We start from the raw sequence: 16,773 nt of genomic DNA on the forward strand, positions 1-16,773 counted from the left end.
TCACTTTGTCCCGCACGTTGTCCTTTGCGGTTAAAAACAGGACCGGTTCTTCGTGCCCGGACTCCCTCAGTGCGCTGATGATTTGCCACCCGTCGAGGAAAGGCAGCATCACGTCCAGTATTATCAAATCATACTGTCCCTTCGACGCGGCCCCGAGACCATCGCGGCCATTATTAAAGAGATCGGCCTGATAGCCTTCCTCAACCAGTCCCTGCTGCAGGTAACGACCTGTTTTTTGTTCGTCTTCAACGATTAAAATACGCTGCATGGTCAACTCGCTGATATGAAAGTAAAAATCTCACGCATGAGCTTTGGCTGTCCCCTAGGGAGGGTGCGAATAAGTACCCTCCGCAACGAAAATGAAACTTTTAGTCAATTAAATTCAATCACTTACATAGGCGTTTTTTTGCGTTTGGTGACTTATTCGCACCTTCCCTAGCTGACCTGAGACGGAGCAAGCATTCCGAGCCACGCTACGGCGCCCAGAATGATAATCGCAACAACGAATTCTGTCAGGATGCTGTTTCGCATCAGGGCAACGCTGCGATCATAATTCCCTTCCCTGACCATAACTTCAAGCCGGGGACCCAGGTGAAACCGGTTTGCTGCAGCCAGAAGAAGCATCAGAACAAACAGAGCCGTCTTGGCAAGCAATATCCTCCCCCAGGAACTGTTGAATAAGGGAGTTAAGTTACCCTCAGCAATATACAGATAGTTGACCAGCGCACTCAGGATCAGGGCTACAACAATCACCGTTCCTGCCGTGGCAAATTTTGCCAGGGAGTCAGATATCACAATGACGCTCTGTGCATTATGCTCGTTTCTGCGCATCAGCAGGATAGCAAATGCAACCAGAGCACCTGTCCAGGCACCTGCAGCGCCGAGATGGGTCAGATCGCTCAGTAAATGGAGATAGTAATGCAGACCGTCATGCATAACGGCGTGTCCTCCCCAGGCAAGTGTAGCCAGCGCCACGCCCCCACTCATCGTCATCAGCAGGCAGGACAATACTCTCTTATTAGTGTAAAGGAACAAAGCACCGAGTGTGGTAAACAGGGCACAGAGCCTGACAATCCAGCTAATACCCACATCAGTTTCTTCTATCACCATCTCGATAACATGGATGGATAATTCTCTGAGGTCAGTTACTCCACTCATGGCATTAGATACCAGGAGCATATTAATGCCAGTAAGAATGATGCCTGTAACAACAGCAAAGGTTATAAACGACCTGAAATTAGTCAGGTTATAGGTTTCATGTCTGACACCGCTTATTCCATATATCTGAAAAAATGGCAATCCAAATATTACCATCAAATCCAGATAAAGAAGAAAACGAATAACAATCATAATCAGGTCGTTCATAATATTACTTCACTGTAAAGGTGTAATTACCGGTAATAGGGTGCGTATCTGAAGAAACCGCGCGCCAGTCAACACGATAAGTGCCAGCGGGTAAAGGCTCTCGCGGAATAATGACCATCGATTTAGGGTCAGCGCCTGGCGCCACTTTTGCCGCGACCGGCATCGGAGAATGTGATGACATGCCTTTCATACCCGTCATCGTTAATTTTGCACCTGAGAATTTCACGGTCAGATTTTCCGAGAAATTAAGCTGAATCTTTTCCGGGGCCGCTACGGCTGAATCAGCCTGTGGCACAGAGCTTTTTAATTCCGGATGGGCCATAGCAGAGAAAGCAACGCCCATAACGAGGCCACCTGTAAGAATGGCTTTATTTAAAATCGACATTTTATTTACCTGTTTAGTTGAGTGTTTTATATCAGTGCGTTAAAACCAGATTCTGGCTCCCGCCAGGAATACTACCTGATGGTCTTTCTCACCTTCTCTTTTCGCCATATCGGATGTTTTCCCGTAAAGTTGATTCCAGGAAACGCCTATATAGGGTGCAAACTCACGGCGTATTTCATAGCGCAGCCGGAGCCCCAGCTCTGTGTCAGTCAGTCCCCTGCCGCGACCCCGCGATTCATCATCCTGACTGTAGAAATTCACCTCATAGGATGGCTGGAGTATGAGCCGGTTAGTCAGTAAAACGTCGTATTCTCCTCCCAGACGAAGGGCTGCTTTTCCGCCATTACTGACAAAACCCGTAATTTCAGACTCAAAATTATAGAGTGCCAGCCCCTGAAAACCGACAGCAGCCCAGGTCCGGGCAGAAGCAGGTCTGAAATCCTGCCTGACACCCGCAACCAAATCCCACCATGGGCCAACCGCATGTCCCCAGAGTAACTGCGCTTCAGCCGCCTCCGTTTCCCCATTGCTTCGTTCACCTTCACTCTTTAGCCAAATCCGATCTGTGTCGCCTCCAATCCAGCTGTTAACACTCCAGCTGAAATTGTTGGTGTTATCCGACCGTTGCCATTCCAGTTGATCCAGCAGAACCAGATAATTAATCGCACTGTCGTGAATCGCATGCCCCTGTAAATTGCCGAATGCAGCCTTCCGGTCGGCATCGGTAACAGGCGGAATTGGCGTTCTGCTCTCAGTTACAATGGGCTCCATTGACGTCATCTCAGTGAAATTCTCATCTGCTGGCATCTGCATGGCAGACATGTCGTGCCCGGCGTGGGGATCTGCAGAGACGGAGCCCGCCGCAATAGAAAGCTGTGAGGTAAACAAACCGGCGACCAGAACAGGTATGGCCTTCAAATTTCTCTTCATTCGCATCATTCCTCCACCCGGACTTCACGAAACATTCCCATTTCCATGTGATAGAGCAAATGGCAGTGATACGCCCAGCGGCCAAGCGCATCTGCTGTCACTCTGTAACTGCGTTTTGTACCAGGGGGAACATCTATTGTGTGTTTACGAACCATGAAATTACCGTTTTCATCTTCCAGATCGCTCCACATACCATGCAGGTGAATGGGGTGAGTCATCATGGTATCGTTGATCAGCGTGATCCTGAGCCGCTCACCGTATTTCAGCAGCACCGGTGCGGCATCTGAAAACTTGATTCCGTTAAATGACCAGGCAAACTTTTCCATGTGGCCGGTTAAATGCAGTTCTATGGTACGGCCAGGTTCACGTCCGTCAGGATCCTCAAAGCGGCTTTTCAAATCCGCGTACGTGAGAACCTTTCTTCCGTTATTTCGAAGACCAATACCCGGATCATTTAATTTCGGAGAGACGCTCATCGCCTGCATATCAACCAGTGGGTTATCCGTTTCTGACGCAGGATGACTTTGCATACCCGGCATTCCGGCCATCCGGGAATGATCCATACCGGCCATGCTGCTGTGATCCATGGGCGCGGAGGATGTCCCGCTATCCGGAAGGTCAGCACCGTCCATAGACATCATCTCTCCGCTGTTATCCATGCCTCCCATCTGGCTGTGGTCCATTCCTGCCATATCATGTCCCATTCCCCCCATACCCATATCTTCCATGGTCAACAGAGGACGGGGATCGAGGGGGGGAACGGCAGCACTTAACCCCTCTCTCGTGGCCAGTGTCCCTCGAGCGTAACCGGTCCTGTCCATGGATTGTGCGAAGATGGTATAGGCCTCACCCTGAGGCTCCACAATGACATCATAGGTTTCGGCAACGGCAATCCTGAATTCGTCAACGGTAACCGGGTTTACATACTGGCCATCTGCAGCCACGACCGTCATTTTCAGCCCGGGGATACGGATATCGAAATAGGTCATTGCCGAGCCGTTGATAAACCGTAAGCGTATCTTTTCACCGGGACGGAACAGTCCGGTCCAGTTTTTCAGCGGGGCCTGCCCGTTCATGAGATAGGTGTAGGTGTAGCCACTGACATCCGCGAGGTCAGTCGGATTCATTTTCATTTCAGCCCACATTTTCCGATCGGCAATGGTGGCTGACAGCCCCCTGGTATTCACGTCGCGGAAAAAAGAGCCAACGGTTGGTTTATTGAAATTGTAGTAATCCGACTGTTTTTTTAATTTTTTCAGCAGGCTGTGAGGATTTTCATCGGTCCAGTCAGACAACATGACCACATGCTCACGATCGTAAGTAAACGGTTCTGGCTCCCCGGCATCGATGATAATGGCACCGTATACCCCCTCCTGTTCCTGCAGACCGGAATGGCTGTGGTACCAGTAAGTCCCGTTCTGCTTAACCTTAAAGGTGTAAACGTAGGTATCATCAGGCTCTATGCCCATAAAACTCAGCCCCGGAACACCATCCATATTGGCCGGAAGAATAATGCCGTGCCAGTGAATGGACGTCTGTTCATTAAGACGGTTTTTGACCTTCAGGGTAATGGTGTCACCTTCTTTCCAGCGAAGAACGGGCCCCGGCAGGCCTCCATTGATTGTTTTGGCCTGACGCTCACTGCCCGTGATATTGACGGCCGTTTCACCAATGGTCAGGTCAAACTGAGTACCCTGCAGGGATGCGGCAACTGGCAGGCTCAGACTGGAACGCGCATTGAAACTCCATACGCCAAGACTTCCGGCTACGCCAGAGAGGGTTAACCCCTTCAGGAAAGTTCGTCGAGACGTTTTCAACAGCATGCGCATTCCCTTATTTAAAGTATGGTTACTGACAGAATTCGAGAACCGATTTAAATTAAATTACTGGTTCATCCACTTACAATGAAATGAATCTAGCACACCTTAAGAAACAAATTCATTACAATCGTGTAATGTACATAGCTGTATTACATTTACGTCATCTTCCCCACAGGTTGATTATTTTTATATATGATCATAAGGATATCTTTTATGTACCTCAGAAGGTAATTACACATGAATATATTAATCACGACCACTGCGTTTACAGCTTTATTTTGTGGGGCAGCTTTTGCTCAGTCCAGTGATATTGCCCATGAAGCACATCGATTTGTTAATAATGCCTCAGCCGTCAGTCATGTGAATTCCTCGACGCATGAAAACTTACCGGACAGGGTTAATAAAAACAACACGCCCTCATTCTCTGAAATGAATGAACATGAAAGGGCCATTGTTGCTCATTCATTTATGAACAACAGCGCGTCCTATGCGCATCAGAAAATGATTGAGGAACATAAAAAAATGCTGTCCGGCAGTGATGCAAATTCAAAGACCTCGTCTTCTTCTTTTAACGAACTGAATGCCGGAGAAAAAGCCGCTCTCGTGCATGAGCAGGTCAATAATGCCGGTGCGGAAGCACATCAGACGCAGGCAAGAAAGCTTCGCGGGCTGTATTCGACCAGGTAACTGCAGGCGGGTTAGTGCTTAGCGTCAGGTGCGCAGCAGGGCTTTACTGACGGGTTACGTAGCAGGACATGAGCCCCATATTGCTCTGCCGTAACCTGTTTCAGTCCCGTTAATCATCACCGTCGGGCTGGTCATACAGTTCCCAGAGCTTCAGGAGCAAACGGGAAACAAGATATGTTACAAAAATGACGACCATCAACGGTGCTCCCGATTAACTGACAGATGACACGCCTCCTGAAAACCCCTAGCATACGCCGCAGTGTTCATGCTAACGGCGAATTCCAGTAAATGTATTCTACCGATGTCGTAAAAGAAAATGCCTACCTTTCAGCCACCCGCTCGGGGCTGGAATCGAACGAGATCGCTACTCTTCAGCGCTCCTTGCCTTCCCGGTTTAATCTGCGGCATTTGAAAAAAAATGAATCATTAAAACTCGTACTGCAAAAGAAAGCGGGAAAATCACGTGTCGTGGCCTATAAATTTACGTCCGGTTCATTTAATTACACGGCGTATCGTATATCAGATAAAAAGTTCTATAACCTTTCCGATACTTCCGGGAAAGGCAGTCTCGATTATCCGTTACCGGCCACAGCAAGACTCAGTTCGCCTTTCAATCCTGCAAGACTTAACCCGGTATCGGGAAAAGTGAGTCCCCATAATGGCATTGATTATTCCATGCCCATGAACACGAAAATAGTCAGCGTCATCGACGGAAAAATCACCCGGGCCGAATACAACAGTACCATGGGATATTTTGTTGAAGTAACGGGAAAAGCCGGTGTTAAAACTCGCTATCTCCACCTCAATAAAATACTCGTTACTAAAGGGGCCAGGGTTACACGGGGAGGTGCTATTGCGTTATCCGGTAACAGCGGACGTTCATCCGGTCCTCATCTGCATTACGAGCTGGTCATCAATAACAACCCTGTTAACTCTCTGGCGTTCCGGGCAGCGGCACCCGCTGATAACAAACTCGAACAGCATGCCTTTGCGCATGCCAGAGACTACGAACGATACCTGGACTGATAACGGGACCGCGACGCGGCCCCGTCTGCCGGATTAATTTTTTTTATCGTTTTCACTTCCGTGATGTTGATGATCTCCATGCCCTCCGTGGCCGTGGAAAAGATGCATTAGCGGGCAGACCAGCAATAACAGATATGGCCAGTAACCTGCCACATGTGACCAGTGTTCGCGCAGGAGGGCAAATGCCGCGATCGCGGCGACAGCAATAAGCGCATAGGTGGTACTTTTCATACTGGACTCCTTCTGTTCGTAACTGACCCTTCACTCAGTGTTATTTCCCGAGCCTGACACTTTTCAGACGCAACGCATTCACAATGACGCTGACGGAGGAAAGAGCCATGGCCGCCGCCGCAATAACTGGCGACAGCAGTATTCCATACACAGGATAAAGCAGACCTGCAGCCACAGGCACGCCAAGTGCGTTGTAGATAAATGCAAAAAACAGATTCTGACGGATATTTTTCATGGTGATCTCTGACAGATGACGGGCCCTGTTCAGTATCATCAAGTCGCCTTTGAGAAGGGTGACTCCGGCACTTTCAATTGCCACATCTGTACCCGTTCCCATGGCTATACCCACGTCAGCCGCTGCCAGCGCCGGGGCATCATTCACACCGTCTCCGGCCATCGCAACCACATGGCCAGACTCTTTCAGTCGGGTTATCACTGCTTTTTTGCCATCCGGCAGAATTCCGGCTTCAACCTCATCTATTCCCAGTTTCCGTGCGACTGCTTCAGCAGTAAGCTGGTTATCCCCGGTGAGCATAACGATGCGGATCCCCGCCTGACGCAAAGCTTTAAGCGCATCCGGCGTGGTTGTTTTCACGGGATCCGAGATAGCTATCAGGCCTGCAAGGTCCCCGTCTGTGGCCACATAGATAACGGTAGCGCCTTCCATCCGCAACGTATCCGCAACGGCCTTTTGATTATCAATAACTATACTGTTTTCCTGCATAGCCAGTTCATTACCAATAACAACCCGTTGACCTTCGACATCGCCTGAGACACCTTTACCCGACGGTGCATCGAAATGAGTGACTGCGGGTATTGCGATCCCCTTTTCCTGTGCTGCTTTAACTACTGCCATACCCAGCGGATGCTGCGAGCCTTTTTCCACTGCGGCTGTTACACGCAAAAGAGATGTTTCCCCACCCGGATTGAGACTGATAATCCCTGTCACCGTAGGCGAACCTTCCGTGAGCGTGCCTGTTTTGTCGACAACCAGCGTGTCCACTTTTTCAAGACGCTCAAGGGCTTCGGCATTCCTGATTAACACCCCGGCCTGGGCTCCTTTGCCCACCCCCACCATTATCGACATCGGCGTGGCCAGCCCCAGCGCGCAGGGACAGGCAATAATCAGGACCGACACAGCCGCAATGAGACCGTGCGCCATCCTGGGCTCGGGCCCCCAGACAGACCAGATCACGAAAGCAACAACCGCGATAAGTATCACCAGAGGAACAAACCAGCCTGAAACGCTGTCAGCCATTCTCTGGATGGGGGCACGCGAACGCTGTGCATCAGCGACCATCTGAACAATTCGTGAGAGCATTGTTTCATCACCGACTTTCTCTGCACGGATGATGAGACTCCCTGTCTGATTAATGGTCCCCCCGATGACAGGGTCACCCTCCGTTTTGGTAACCGGCATAGATTCCCCGGTCACCATCGATTCATCAACGGTTGTTTTGCCTTCGATCACGATACCGTCGACCGGAATACTCTCTCCAGGTCTGATGCGGAGCTTATCGCCAGGCAGGACATCTTCCGTATTAATATCCGTTTCATGACCGTCATGATCCAGCCGTCTGGCGGTTTTGGGGGCAAGGTTCAGAAGCGCAGTAATGGCGCCTGAGGTTTGTTCCCGTGCCCGCAGCTCAAGAACCTGTCCCAGCAGAACAAGCACCGTAATAACTGCTGCGGCTTCAAAATAAACGGCCACCAGGCCATCCATGTTTCTGAACGATGCAGGAAACCAGGAGGGGAAGACGGTTGCAATGACGCTGTAAACCCAGGCTACGCCGGTCCCCATTGCAACAAGGGTAAACATATTCAGGGAGCGGTTACGTAACGACATTCCGGCCCGGGCGAAGAATGGCCAGCCACACCACAACACGACAGGGGAGGCCAGAAGCAGCTGCAGCCATGTGTTGTACTGTGGCGGTACTGTATTCCTCAACTCGGGAAACAGATGAGATCCCATTTCGAGTACCAGAACCGGAAACGCCAGCAACAACCCCAGCCAGAAGCGTCTTGTCATGTCGTGAAGTTCATCACTCGGCCCCGTGGATGCCGTAGCTACGAGCGGCTCCAGTGCCATTCCACAGACAGGACAGCTTCCGGGACCACTGCGGCGTATCTCCGGGTGCATCGGACATGTCCACACACCTTCAGAATTCTCTTTTTCCGCCTGGTGGTGAGGCTGTTTTATCTGATCAGGGCTGACTTCGTGATGATCGTGGTGATGGTGATGGGAATGTTCACTGGCATCTTCGGTAAGATAACGATCGGGATGGGCTTTAAATTTACTCTCACAGCTGGCGGAGCAGAAATAAAGTTGATGGTCCTGGTATCGAATGCTGCTGTGCGCCCTGTCGGGCAGGATGGCCATCCCGCACACGGGATCTCTCACCTTATGCAATACGTGGCCCTCGTCCGGGGATAATGTCTGCTCAGAAGCAGTCTGGTTGTTGTGTTGCACTGCATTGTCATTTTTCACAGTAACTCTCCTTATGCATACCGAAGCATCTTCTGTCTTCAGGGTATGTCATGGATGCGATTACCACGAATATCGCCGGCACAGGAGTGCCTGCTACCGGCGTCCCGTTATCAGCCGTTCCGCTGACTATTCGATTCGCTGGAAGACTTTTTTACTTCCATCCGGTGAGAATGCGATAACATCGTAAGCCTCTTTTCGGGCTCCCATCTCCATTCCAGGACTTCCTGCTGGCATACCGGGGGTGGCGAGACCGTATATACCTGAACCAGACTGCATTGCCTTATGTATCGTTGTCGCAGGCACATGGCCTTCAATGATCAAATTACCGGCAACCGCGGTATGACAACTTCGCAGTCCTGCAGGAATAGCATGCTTTTCTTTCAGGGCTGACAGCGCCTGATCATTCATGACGTGAGTTCGTACTTCAAACCCGTCTTTTTCCATCGCTTTGCCCCACAGGGAACAACAGCCACAGTTTTCAGATTTGTACATATCAATCACTTTTTCACTCGCCATCGCGGGCAGTGAAAGGCCGAGAGCCAGCGCCATCAGAACCACTTTTTTCATACTCACCTCTGTATATTATCGATTTAAACCCTGACGTCAGGGTGAATCAGTAAAGAAGGACACCCACAGGGGGTGCCCTTTCAGGTTCAGGACACGCTTTTTTTATGTCTGCGCAGCCAGATTAATTTGTAGGCGGCAGGAATAATGAACAGGGACAGCAGCGGAGCCGTGATCATCCCACCAATCATGGGTGCCGCGATACGGCTCATGACTTCTGAACCTGCACCGGTTCCCCAGAGTATTGGCAGCAGACCCGCAATGATCACCGCCACGGTCATGGCTTTCGGCCGGACACGCAGTACGGCACCATGATAGAGGGCTTCATCAAGGCCTTCCGGTGTGAACGTCTCTTTACGGGACAATTCCGGGTGCGCTTCAATGGCATGACGCAGATACATCAGCATGACCACGCCAAACTCTGCTGCCACCCCGGCCAGAGCGATAAACCCCGTTCCGGTTGCGACAGACATATGGAAGCCCTGCCAGTACAGGAACCATATCCCGCCAACCAGGGCGAACGGCAGGCTCATCAGGATCAGCAGGGCTTCATCAACCCGGCGGAATGCCAGATACAACAGGATGAAGATGATCATCACCGTCATCGGCACCATCAGCTTCAGTTTCTTGTTGGCATGCTCAAGCAGTTCAAACTGTCCGGAGAATGACACGCTGGTACCCGGTCTCAGTTTCACTTTCTGACTGATCGCCGTTTTAATGTCATTAACCACCGACACCATATCCCTGCCGCGCGCGTCAATGTAAATCCAGCTGGCTGGACGGGCATTTTCCGTTTTCAGCATAGTCGGCCCGGAAACGACCTTAATATCCGCAACATCGCCCAGCGTGATCTGCTGCTTCATCGGGGTCAGGATCGGCATCTGTTTCAGGGCCTGCGGGCTGTTCCGGTAATCCTGCGGATAGCGGATATTAATCGGGTACCGGGCCACGCCTTCAACCGTTTCCCCTACCGTCGCGCCGCCGATGGCTGATGAGATGAACAGCTGCACATCGCCCACCGTCATTCCGTAGCGGGAGGCTTTTTCCCGGTTGATATCCACATCAATGTAGCGCCCGCCTTCCAGTCGCTCTGCGAGAGCAGACACTACGCCGGGTACGGTTTTGGCGACCGCTTCGATACTCTGCGCCGTTGCATCGATATCGGACAGAACCGTTCCGGACACCTTGATACCTATCGGGCTTTTGATCCCGGTTGAGAGCATATCAATACGGTTACGGATTGGCGGCACCCAGAGGTTTGCCAGCCCCGGTAAACGGACGGTCCTGTCGAGTTCTTCAATAATCTTGTCAATCGTCATGCCTGGACGCCACTGATCCTCAGGTTTGAGCTGGATCGTGGTTTCAACCATTTCGAGCGGTGCGGAATCCGTGGCGGTCTCTGCTTTACCGGTCTTGCCAAATACAGAGGCCACTTCAGGAACGCTTTTGATTAACTTGTCCGTCGTCTGCAGGAGCGCTGCAGCTTCAGCCGGAGAGACACCCGGCAGGGTCGACGGCATATACAACAGGTCGCCCTCGTTAATCTTCGGCAGAAACTCACCGCCCACCTGGCTCAGCGGCCAGATAACGGTGAAAATGGACAAGGCCGCAACCAGCAGGGTTGTTTTTGGCCAGTGGAGAACCCGCAACAGCAATGGATGATACGCTTTGATCAGTACCCGGTTCAGGGGGTTACTGGTCTCTGCAGGAATTTTCCCCCGGATCCAGAATCCCATCAGAATCGGAATGACGATGATGGCCAGCGCGGCCGCGCCCGCCATGGAGTACGTTTTCGTGAATGCCAGCGGGCCAAACAGACGTCCTTCCTGACCTTCCAGGGTAAAGATAGGAATAAAGGACAGGGTGATGATCAGCAGGCTGATAAACAGTGCGGGTCCCACTTCAACGGAGGCATCGGTAATCACCTTCCAGCGGGTGGCGTTGTCAATCTGCTCACCCGGATGCTGATGATCCCACTCCTCAAGCCGCTTATGCGCATTCTCAATCATCACAATGGCGGCATCCACCATCGCACCGACGGCAATCGCTATCCCTCCCAGCGACATGATATTGGCGTTCAGTCCCTGGAAGTGCATGACGATAAAGGCGATACACAGACCAAGCGGCAGAGAGATAATCGCCACCAGGGCAGAACGTACGTGCCACAGGAACAGGGCACAGACGATGGCCACCACGATAAACTCTTCCAGAAGTTTGGAACTGAGGTTATCAATCGCCCGGTCGATGAGCTGGCTGCGATCGTAGGTGGTCACGATTTCAACGCCTTCCGGCAGGCTGGCCTTCAGCGTCTCAAGTTTATCCCTCACTGCCGTGATAACGTCGCGTGCATTTTTACCCGACCGCAGGATCACCACGCCGCCAGCGACTTCGCCCTGGCCGTTCAGCTCGGCAATACCACGCCGCATTTCAGGCCCGGTCTGCACGCGGGCAACATCCCGCAGATAAACCGGCACGCCGTTCTCGCCTGTTTTCAGGACGATGTTATTAAAATCATCAATGCTCTGAAGATAACCGCTGGCACGGACCATATACTCAGCTTCGGCCATTTCAACGGATGAGCCACCGGCCTCCTGGTTAGACGATTCAAGGGCCTGTTTCACTTCGGGCAGGCTGATACCATACTGAGACAATTTTACCGGATTGACCTGAATCTGGTACTGTTTCACCACGCCGCCAACCGAAGCGACCTCAGCCACGTTCGGGATGGTTTTCAGCTCAAATTTCAGGAACCAGTCCTGCAGAGAACGCAGTTCTGAAAGGTCGTGTTTTCCGCTGCGATCGACAAGGGCATATTCAAATATCCAGCCCACCCCCGTGGCGTCCGGACCGATTTCAGAACTCACACCGGCGGGCAGTTTTCCCTGTACCTGGTTCAGGTACTCCAGCACGCGGGAACGGGCCCAGTACAGATCGGTGCCGTCTTCAAAAATGACATACACATACGAATCACCGAACTGTGAAAAACCACGCACGGTTTTTGCGCCAGGCACGGACAGCATGGTGGTGGTAAGTGGATAGGTGACCTGGTTTTCTACAATCTGCGGGGCCTGGCCGGGATAGCTGGTTTTGATAATGACCTGCACATCTGACAGGTCAGGCAAGGCATCGACAGGCGTGTTAATAATCGTCCATGTGCCCCAGATGCTGAGAAACAGGGCCCCCATCATGACCAGGAAACGGTTGGCGACAGAGCGCCGGATAATCCATTCAATCATCGTCGTCTCCTCAGTGCCCTGAATGCATATTTACAGGCTGGTCAGACATTGCTGGCATACTGCTTTCTGTTTTTTCAGGGTGGCGCATACGTTCCAGTGCGCCCGTAATATTGGCTTCAGAGTCAATGAGGAACAGGCCACTGACCACCACGGTATCGCCTTCATTCAGGCCGGAGCCGATGCCGGACTGTTGCTGTGACTCATGCAGAACGTGGATCTGTTTCGGCACAAACTTGCCTTCATCATCAACAGTAATCACGCGCTGTTCTTTGCCGGTATCGATAACGGCCTGGCTTGGTATCAGCAGCATCTCCTGGCTTCTGGTATTCAGTTTCAGATAGGCATTCATGCCCGGCTTGAGAAACTCATCCTTATTAGAAACCTGGAGACGGACCTGAAGCGTACGGGTTGTCTGATCCACGCTGGGAAGAATATTCCATTTTTCGACATGGAATGTTTTATCCGGATAAGCCGGTACCGAAATTTCAAACTGCGACGTATCTTTCAGCAGATAGGCGATAGATTCTGGCACTGCAGCGCTGATCCAGACCGGGTCCATTCCCTGAATCTGAGCCACCACCTTATCTTTCGAAATATTCATGCCGGTGCGCAGGTCAAATGCAGTAATGACACCATCAATAGGTGCTTTAATGGTAAAACGGGTCTGAATGCTCCGGGTAGAACGCAGTCTCTGAATATCCTCTTCCGGCATACCTGCCAGGCGAAGCCGTTCCAGAACGCCTTTAATTTGCGTGGAAGTACCACCGGTGCTGGATAACAGAAGGAATTCACTCTGTGCTTCCACCCAGTCCGGAATGGTAATATCGATAAGTGGCGTCCCCTTCTTCACATGATCGCCAATCGTCATGGGGTAGACTTTTTCGACAAACCCGTCAGAACGCGCCTGCACAATAACAAACTGATACTCGTTATAGCTGACATTAGCCGGGATTGTCTGAGAATAATTCAGCATTCCTCGCGTGACTTTTTGCGTTTTTAATCCCAGATTCTGAACCTGGGTTGGGTCGATACGGATCCCGCCACTGCTTTTATCGCCACTGTCATCAGCATATTTTGGCACCAGGTCCATATCCATAAAGGGCGATTTTCCGGGTTTATCAAATTTGGTATCCGGTTTCATTGGGTCATACCAGAAAAGCACCTTTCGTTCCGGTGCCTTTTGTTCTTTTTTTTCTGTCTTTTGTGCTGAGTTTACATACTGCCAGGCAGTAACCGATATCAGCCCCCCTGCTATGAGGCTGCTGATAATTATTGCAGCATATTTTATCTTTAAAGAAGCCATACAATTTTCCGCTAAAAAATCAAAACACCTGGCATATGCGCCTGACGGTTAACTCACACATATACCTATGTGAATGTACAGGCGCACAGGATGTAATCGCTCCGGACAGCCAATCAGGACTGCGTCACGTTAATGCTTTTGAGTAAGGAGATATTGCCCTGCTGAATAAACGAGAAATCGACATGGTTGCCTGTTTTCAGGGCATTAATAGCATCGTCTGCATTAACAAAAGTAAAGCGCATGGTCATTGCAGGCCAGCCCACCGCTGGAATTGCTTCATGCGAAATGGTGATTTTCTTAGTATTCATATCAATGTCTTTAACGACACCGGTGCCCTTGATAACTTGCTGTACCGAAGCATCACTGGCAGTATTCATATCGCCATGCTGATGTGTTTCAGCATGAAGACCGGCAGAAAACATGACAGAGAAGGCACCAAATAAAACGGCTTTAAGTGAATTACGCATTTTAATTTCCTGATTAATTAAATAAATTTACTCTACCCAACCGCCACCCAGCGCGGTAAACAGATTAATTTCGTTAACCTGCCGGGAATAGGTAAGATCGAGAATGGTTTGCTGGGTAGCGAAGAGGGAACGTTCTGCATCCAGCACTTCGATGTAACTGACAGCACCACTTGCATACAATCCTCTGGCACGCTGGAGAGTTATCTGAAGTGAATCAAGATAACGCTGCTGTGACTCAAGTTGCTGGCTAAGGCTGTCGCGCAGCGCAAGCGTGTCGGAAACATCCTTAAAGGCTGACTGAATTTTTTGTTCGTAATTAACCACCGACTGTTGCTGGCGAATTTCAGCCAGCTTCAGATTGGCTTTATTCCTGCCAGCATTAAATATAGGAATTTCAATTTTAGGGATAAAATTCCACATTCCACTTCCTGACGTAAACAGGCTGGACAGCTCCGTACTGCTTGCGGAAAGACCACTGGTCAGGGTAATTGAGGGGAAAAAGGCCGCTCGCGCTGCGCCAATATTGGCATCAGCCGCTTTCAGCTGATATTCCGCTTCCATAATATCCGGTCGCTGCAGCAAAATTTGTGAAGACAGATTTGGTGGCAATTTTACTGGGGCTATCTCCCCGCCTTTCATCCCTTTTTCTGACGGAAGTGCGCGGTACGTTCCCAGCACCAGTTGCAGGGCATTGTTTGCCTGAGCCAGATCGCCTTCTCGTTTGGCTATTTCGGCGCGGGTACTTTCGATTTGTCCTCGCGCCTGTTCAAGTGCCAGAACGTTCGTACTCCCGGTCACGAGCTGCTGCTCAACGAAAGCATAGGACTGTTGATAATTTTTCAGCGTTTCCCGCGCAATACGAAGTTGTTCGTACGCCAGTTGCTGGCTGAAATAGCTTTGTGAAACGTTGGATACCAGCAGGATGTGTACGGCCCGACGGGCTTCTTCGCTGGCAAAGTAGTTCTGGCGATCAGCATCACTCATGTTCTTAAGTTTGCCGAAAAAATCGAGCTCATAGCTGAGCTCCAGTCTCGCGTCGTACTCCTGTGTGGTCGGCTTGTCACCTTTCAGACCACCGCTGTATGTTATCCCGGATGAGGCATTCAGCTGGGGATAACGATCTGCATCCGTGACGTTGAACTGGGCTCGGGCCTCTTCAACCTTCAGGGCAGCCATTCTCAAATCACGGTTATTAGTCAGAGCTTCACCGATCAACCGGGTAACCTGGGGATCGACAAAAAAGTTACGCCAGCCCGTATCCTGATAGCCATTTACCGCTGGCGTCAGGCTGTTATGGGACAGTGAAAACTGCTGGGGTACCGGTGCTGCGGGCCGCTGATATTCAGGCGCAAGCGACACGCAGCCTGCCAGGATGAATATCGTGCTAATGCTGAGTAATTTTAATTTGAACATAACGCTTCTCGTCCAGGCAGACCTGGTAAATGGTTCAAATGAAGTCCAGAGTATTGATAGGGGTACTTTACCTAACGCTCTCTGTTTGCCGGGTGACAGGATAATGACAATGTTGTCATTTTTGCTGTAATCCGTTGATAACGATCGTGGGCGCAATAGAATGACATTAGCAGCCAGCCGGGGAGCAAGATGAAAATATTGATCGTCGAAGACGAAATTAAAACAGGTGAATATCTCAGCAAAGGGCTTACAGAGGCAGGGTTCGTAGTGGATCACGCTGATAATGGTCTTACCGGATATCATCTCGCCATGACAGCCGAGTATGATTTAGTCATTCTGGATATCATGCTACCTGATGTGAACGGCTGGGATATCATCCGCATGCTGCGCACTGCCGGAAAGGGTATGCCGGTCTTACTGCTGACAGCCCTCGGCACGATCGAACATAGGGTCAAAGGACTGGAACTGGGTGCGGACGATTATCTGGTTAAACCCTTTGCGTTTGCCGAACTGCTCGCCCGGGTGAGAACCCTTCTGAGGCGGGGAAACACGATGATCACGGAAAGCCAGTTTAAGGTGGCTGACCTCTCGATTGATCTCGTATCCAGAAAAGTCAGTCGCGCCGGAAACCGCATTGTGCTCACCAGTAAAGAGTTCAGCCTGCTGGAATTCTTCATTCGCCATCAGGGAGAGGTTCTTCCCCGCTCCCTGATTGCCTCTCAGGTCTGGGACATGAATTTTGACAGCGACACTAATGCGATCGATGTCGCAGTAAAGCGACTCCGCGCTAAAATAGACAACGATTACGAGACAAAGCTGATCCAGACAGTCCGGGGCGTGGGCTACATGCTGGAGGTC

Annotated in this window: 14 protein-coding genes and 1 pseudogene; 3 read left to right on the forward strand and 12 right to left on the reverse strand. The window is 50.8% G+C overall.

The genetic code is table 11. The features are described from left to right. The 5 genes and pseudogenes from pcoR to pcoA all read right to left on the reverse strand — a co-directional run. Nucleotides 1–268: pseudogene (pcoR, locus tag ACOTXR_RS24260) on the reverse strand (copper response regulator transcription factor PcoR); the annotation flags it as partial. 167 nt (nt 269–435) lie between these two features. Next, nucleotides 436–1,314, reverse strand: coding sequence for a copper resistance inner membrane protein PcoD (gene pcoD / locus ACOTXR_RS24265; protein WP_229692861.1), 879 nt, complete (start codon nt 1,312–1,314; stop codon nt 436–438). A gap of 55 nt (nt 1,315–1,369) precedes the next feature. Then, a complete protein-coding gene (gene pcoC, locus ACOTXR_RS24270; RefSeq protein WP_000025662.1) occupies nt 1,370–1,750 on the reverse strand; it encodes a copper resistance system metallochaperone PcoC in 381 nt (126 codons plus the stop codon). Nucleotides 1,751–1,789: 39 nt separating this feature from the next. Continuing rightward, on the reverse strand, nt 1,790–2,680 hold the full coding sequence (pcoB, locus tag ACOTXR_RS24275; RefSeq protein ID WP_001378118.1) for a copper resistance outer membrane transporter PcoB: 891 nt from the start codon (nt 2,678–2,680) through the stop codon (nt 1,790–1,792). Between the two features lie 5 nt (nt 2,681–2,685). Further along, nucleotides 2,686–4,503: a multicopper oxidase PcoA gene (gene pcoA, locus ACOTXR_RS24280; protein WP_000925240.1), complete on the reverse strand. Its 1,818-nt coding sequence runs from the start codon at nt 4,501–4,503 to the stop codon at nt 2,686–2,688. Between the two features lie 234 nt (nt 4,504–4,737). Here pcoA and ACOTXR_RS24285 point away from each other — a divergent pair, with 234 nt between their 5' ends. Further along, nucleotides 4,738–5,187 (forward strand): copper resistance protein, encoded by a 450-nt coding sequence (locus ACOTXR_RS24285; protein ID WP_001023257.1) that lies wholly within the window; start codon nt 4,738–4,740, stop codon nt 5,185–5,187. 288 nt (nt 5,188–5,475) lie between these two features. Next, nucleotides 5,476–6,213: a peptidoglycan DD-metalloendopeptidase family protein gene (locus tag ACOTXR_RS24290; RefSeq protein ID WP_000287501.1), complete on the forward strand. Its 738-nt coding sequence runs from the start codon at nt 5,476–5,478 to the stop codon at nt 6,211–6,213. 33 nt (nt 6,214–6,246) lie between these two features. Here the strand turns inward: ACOTXR_RS24290 and ACOTXR_RS24295 are convergent, their stop codons facing one another. The 7 genes from ACOTXR_RS24295 to silC all read right to left on the reverse strand — a co-directional run bounded on the left by ACOTXR_RS24295 (nt 6,247) and on the right by silC (nt 15,915). Then, entirely contained in the window at nt 6,247–6,444 is a 198-nt protein-coding gene (locus ACOTXR_RS24295) for a DUF2933 domain-containing protein (protein ID WP_000843494.1), read from the reverse strand. A 40-nt stretch (nt 6,445–6,484) separates the two neighbouring features. Continuing rightward, nucleotides 6,485–8,932, reverse strand: a complete 2,448-nt coding sequence (gene silP / locus ACOTXR_RS24300) for an Ag(+)-translocating P-type ATPase SilP (protein ID WP_058690942.1) — start codon at nt 8,930–8,932, stop codon at nt 6,485–6,487. A gap of 126 nt (nt 8,933–9,058) precedes the next feature. Continuing rightward, nucleotides 9,059–9,499, reverse strand: a complete 441-nt coding sequence (locus ACOTXR_RS24305) for a DUF411 domain-containing protein (protein ID WP_000758228.1) — start codon at nt 9,497–9,499, stop codon at nt 9,059–9,061. Between the two features lie 86 nt (nt 9,500–9,585). Further along, nucleotides 9,586–12,732, reverse strand: a complete 3,147-nt coding sequence (silA, locus tag ACOTXR_RS24310) for a Cu(+)/Ag(+) efflux RND transporter permease subunit SilA (protein WP_000574029.1) — start codon at nt 12,730–12,732, stop codon at nt 9,586–9,588. Nucleotides 12,733–12,742: 10 nt separating this feature from the next. Next, nucleotides 12,743–14,035: a Cu(+)/Ag(+) efflux RND transporter periplasmic adaptor subunit SilB gene (silB, locus tag ACOTXR_RS24315; protein ID WP_058690941.1), complete on the reverse strand. Its 1,293-nt coding sequence runs from the start codon at nt 14,033–14,035 to the stop codon at nt 12,743–12,745. Between the two features lie 113 nt (nt 14,036–14,148). After that, nucleotides 14,149–14,502 (reverse strand): cation efflux system protein CusF, encoded by a 354-nt coding sequence (gene cusF / locus ACOTXR_RS24320; RefSeq protein ID WP_001246155.1) that lies wholly within the window; start codon nt 14,500–14,502, stop codon nt 14,149–14,151. 27 nt (nt 14,503–14,529) lie between these two features. Continuing rightward, the gene (silC, locus tag ACOTXR_RS24325) at nt 14,530–15,915 is read right to left on the reverse strand and encodes a Cu(+)/Ag(+) efflux RND transporter outer membrane channel SilC (RefSeq protein ID WP_000475506.1); all 1,386 of its coding nucleotides are present in this window, start codon (nt 15,913–15,915) and stop codon (nt 14,530–14,532) included. A gap of 189 nt (nt 15,916–16,104) precedes the next feature. Here silC and silR point away from each other — a divergent pair. Beyond that, a partial coding sequence (gene silR / locus ACOTXR_RS24330; RefSeq protein ID WP_421767125.1) for a copper/silver response regulator transcription factor SilR occupies nt 16,105–16,773 on the forward strand: 669 nt, incomplete at its 3' end.

Origin of the sequence: Enterobacter cloacae complex sp. IR53030, from assembly GCF_049238365.1 — a bacterium.
Lineage (GTDB): Bacteria > Pseudomonadota > Gammaproteobacteria > Enterobacterales > Enterobacteriaceae > Enterobacter > Enterobacter kobei.

Coding starts and splice junctions, on each gene's coding strand:
- silC (WP_000475506.1), bottom strand. CDS start 15,915: ATGTTCAAATTAAAATTACTCAGCATTAGCACGATATTCATCCTGGCA.
- ACOTXR_RS24295 (WP_000843494.1), bottom strand. CDS start 6,444: ATGAAAAGTACCACCTATGCGCTTATTGCTGTCGCCGCGATCGCGGCA.
- ACOTXR_RS24290 (WP_000287501.1), top strand. CDS start 5,476: ATGTATTCTACCGATGTCGTAAAAGAAAATGCCTACCTTTCAGCCACC.
- ACOTXR_RS24305 (WP_000758228.1), bottom strand. CDS start 9,499: ATGAAAAAAGTGGTTCTGATGGCGCTGGCTCTCGGCCTTTCACTGCCC.
- cusF (WP_001246155.1), bottom strand. CDS start 14,502: ATGCGTAATTCACTTAAAGCCGTTTTATTTGGTGCCTTCTCTGTCATG.
- silB (WP_058690941.1), bottom strand. CDS start 14,035: ATGGCTTCTTTAAAGATAAAATATGCTGCAATAATTATCAGCAGCCTC.
- pcoA (WP_000925240.1), bottom strand. CDS start 4,503: ATGCTGTTGAAAACGTCTCGACGAACTTTCCTGAAGGGGTTAACCCTC.
- pcoD (WP_229692861.1), bottom strand. CDS start 1,314: ATGGTAATATTTGGATTGCCATTTTTTCAGATATATGGAATAAGCGGT.
- pcoB (WP_001378118.1), bottom strand. CDS start 2,680: ATGAAGAGAAATTTGAAGGCCATACCTGTTCTGGTCGCCGGTTTGTTT.
- ACOTXR_RS24285 (WP_001023257.1), top strand. CDS start 4,738: ATGAATATATTAATCACGACCACTGCGTTTACAGCTTTATTTTGTGGG.
- silA (WP_000574029.1), bottom strand. CDS start 12,732: ATGATTGAATGGATTATCCGGCGCTCTGTCGCCAACCGTTTCCTGGTC.
- pcoC (WP_000025662.1), bottom strand. CDS start 1,750: ATGTCGATTTTAAATAAAGCCATTCTTACAGGTGGCCTCGTTATGGGC.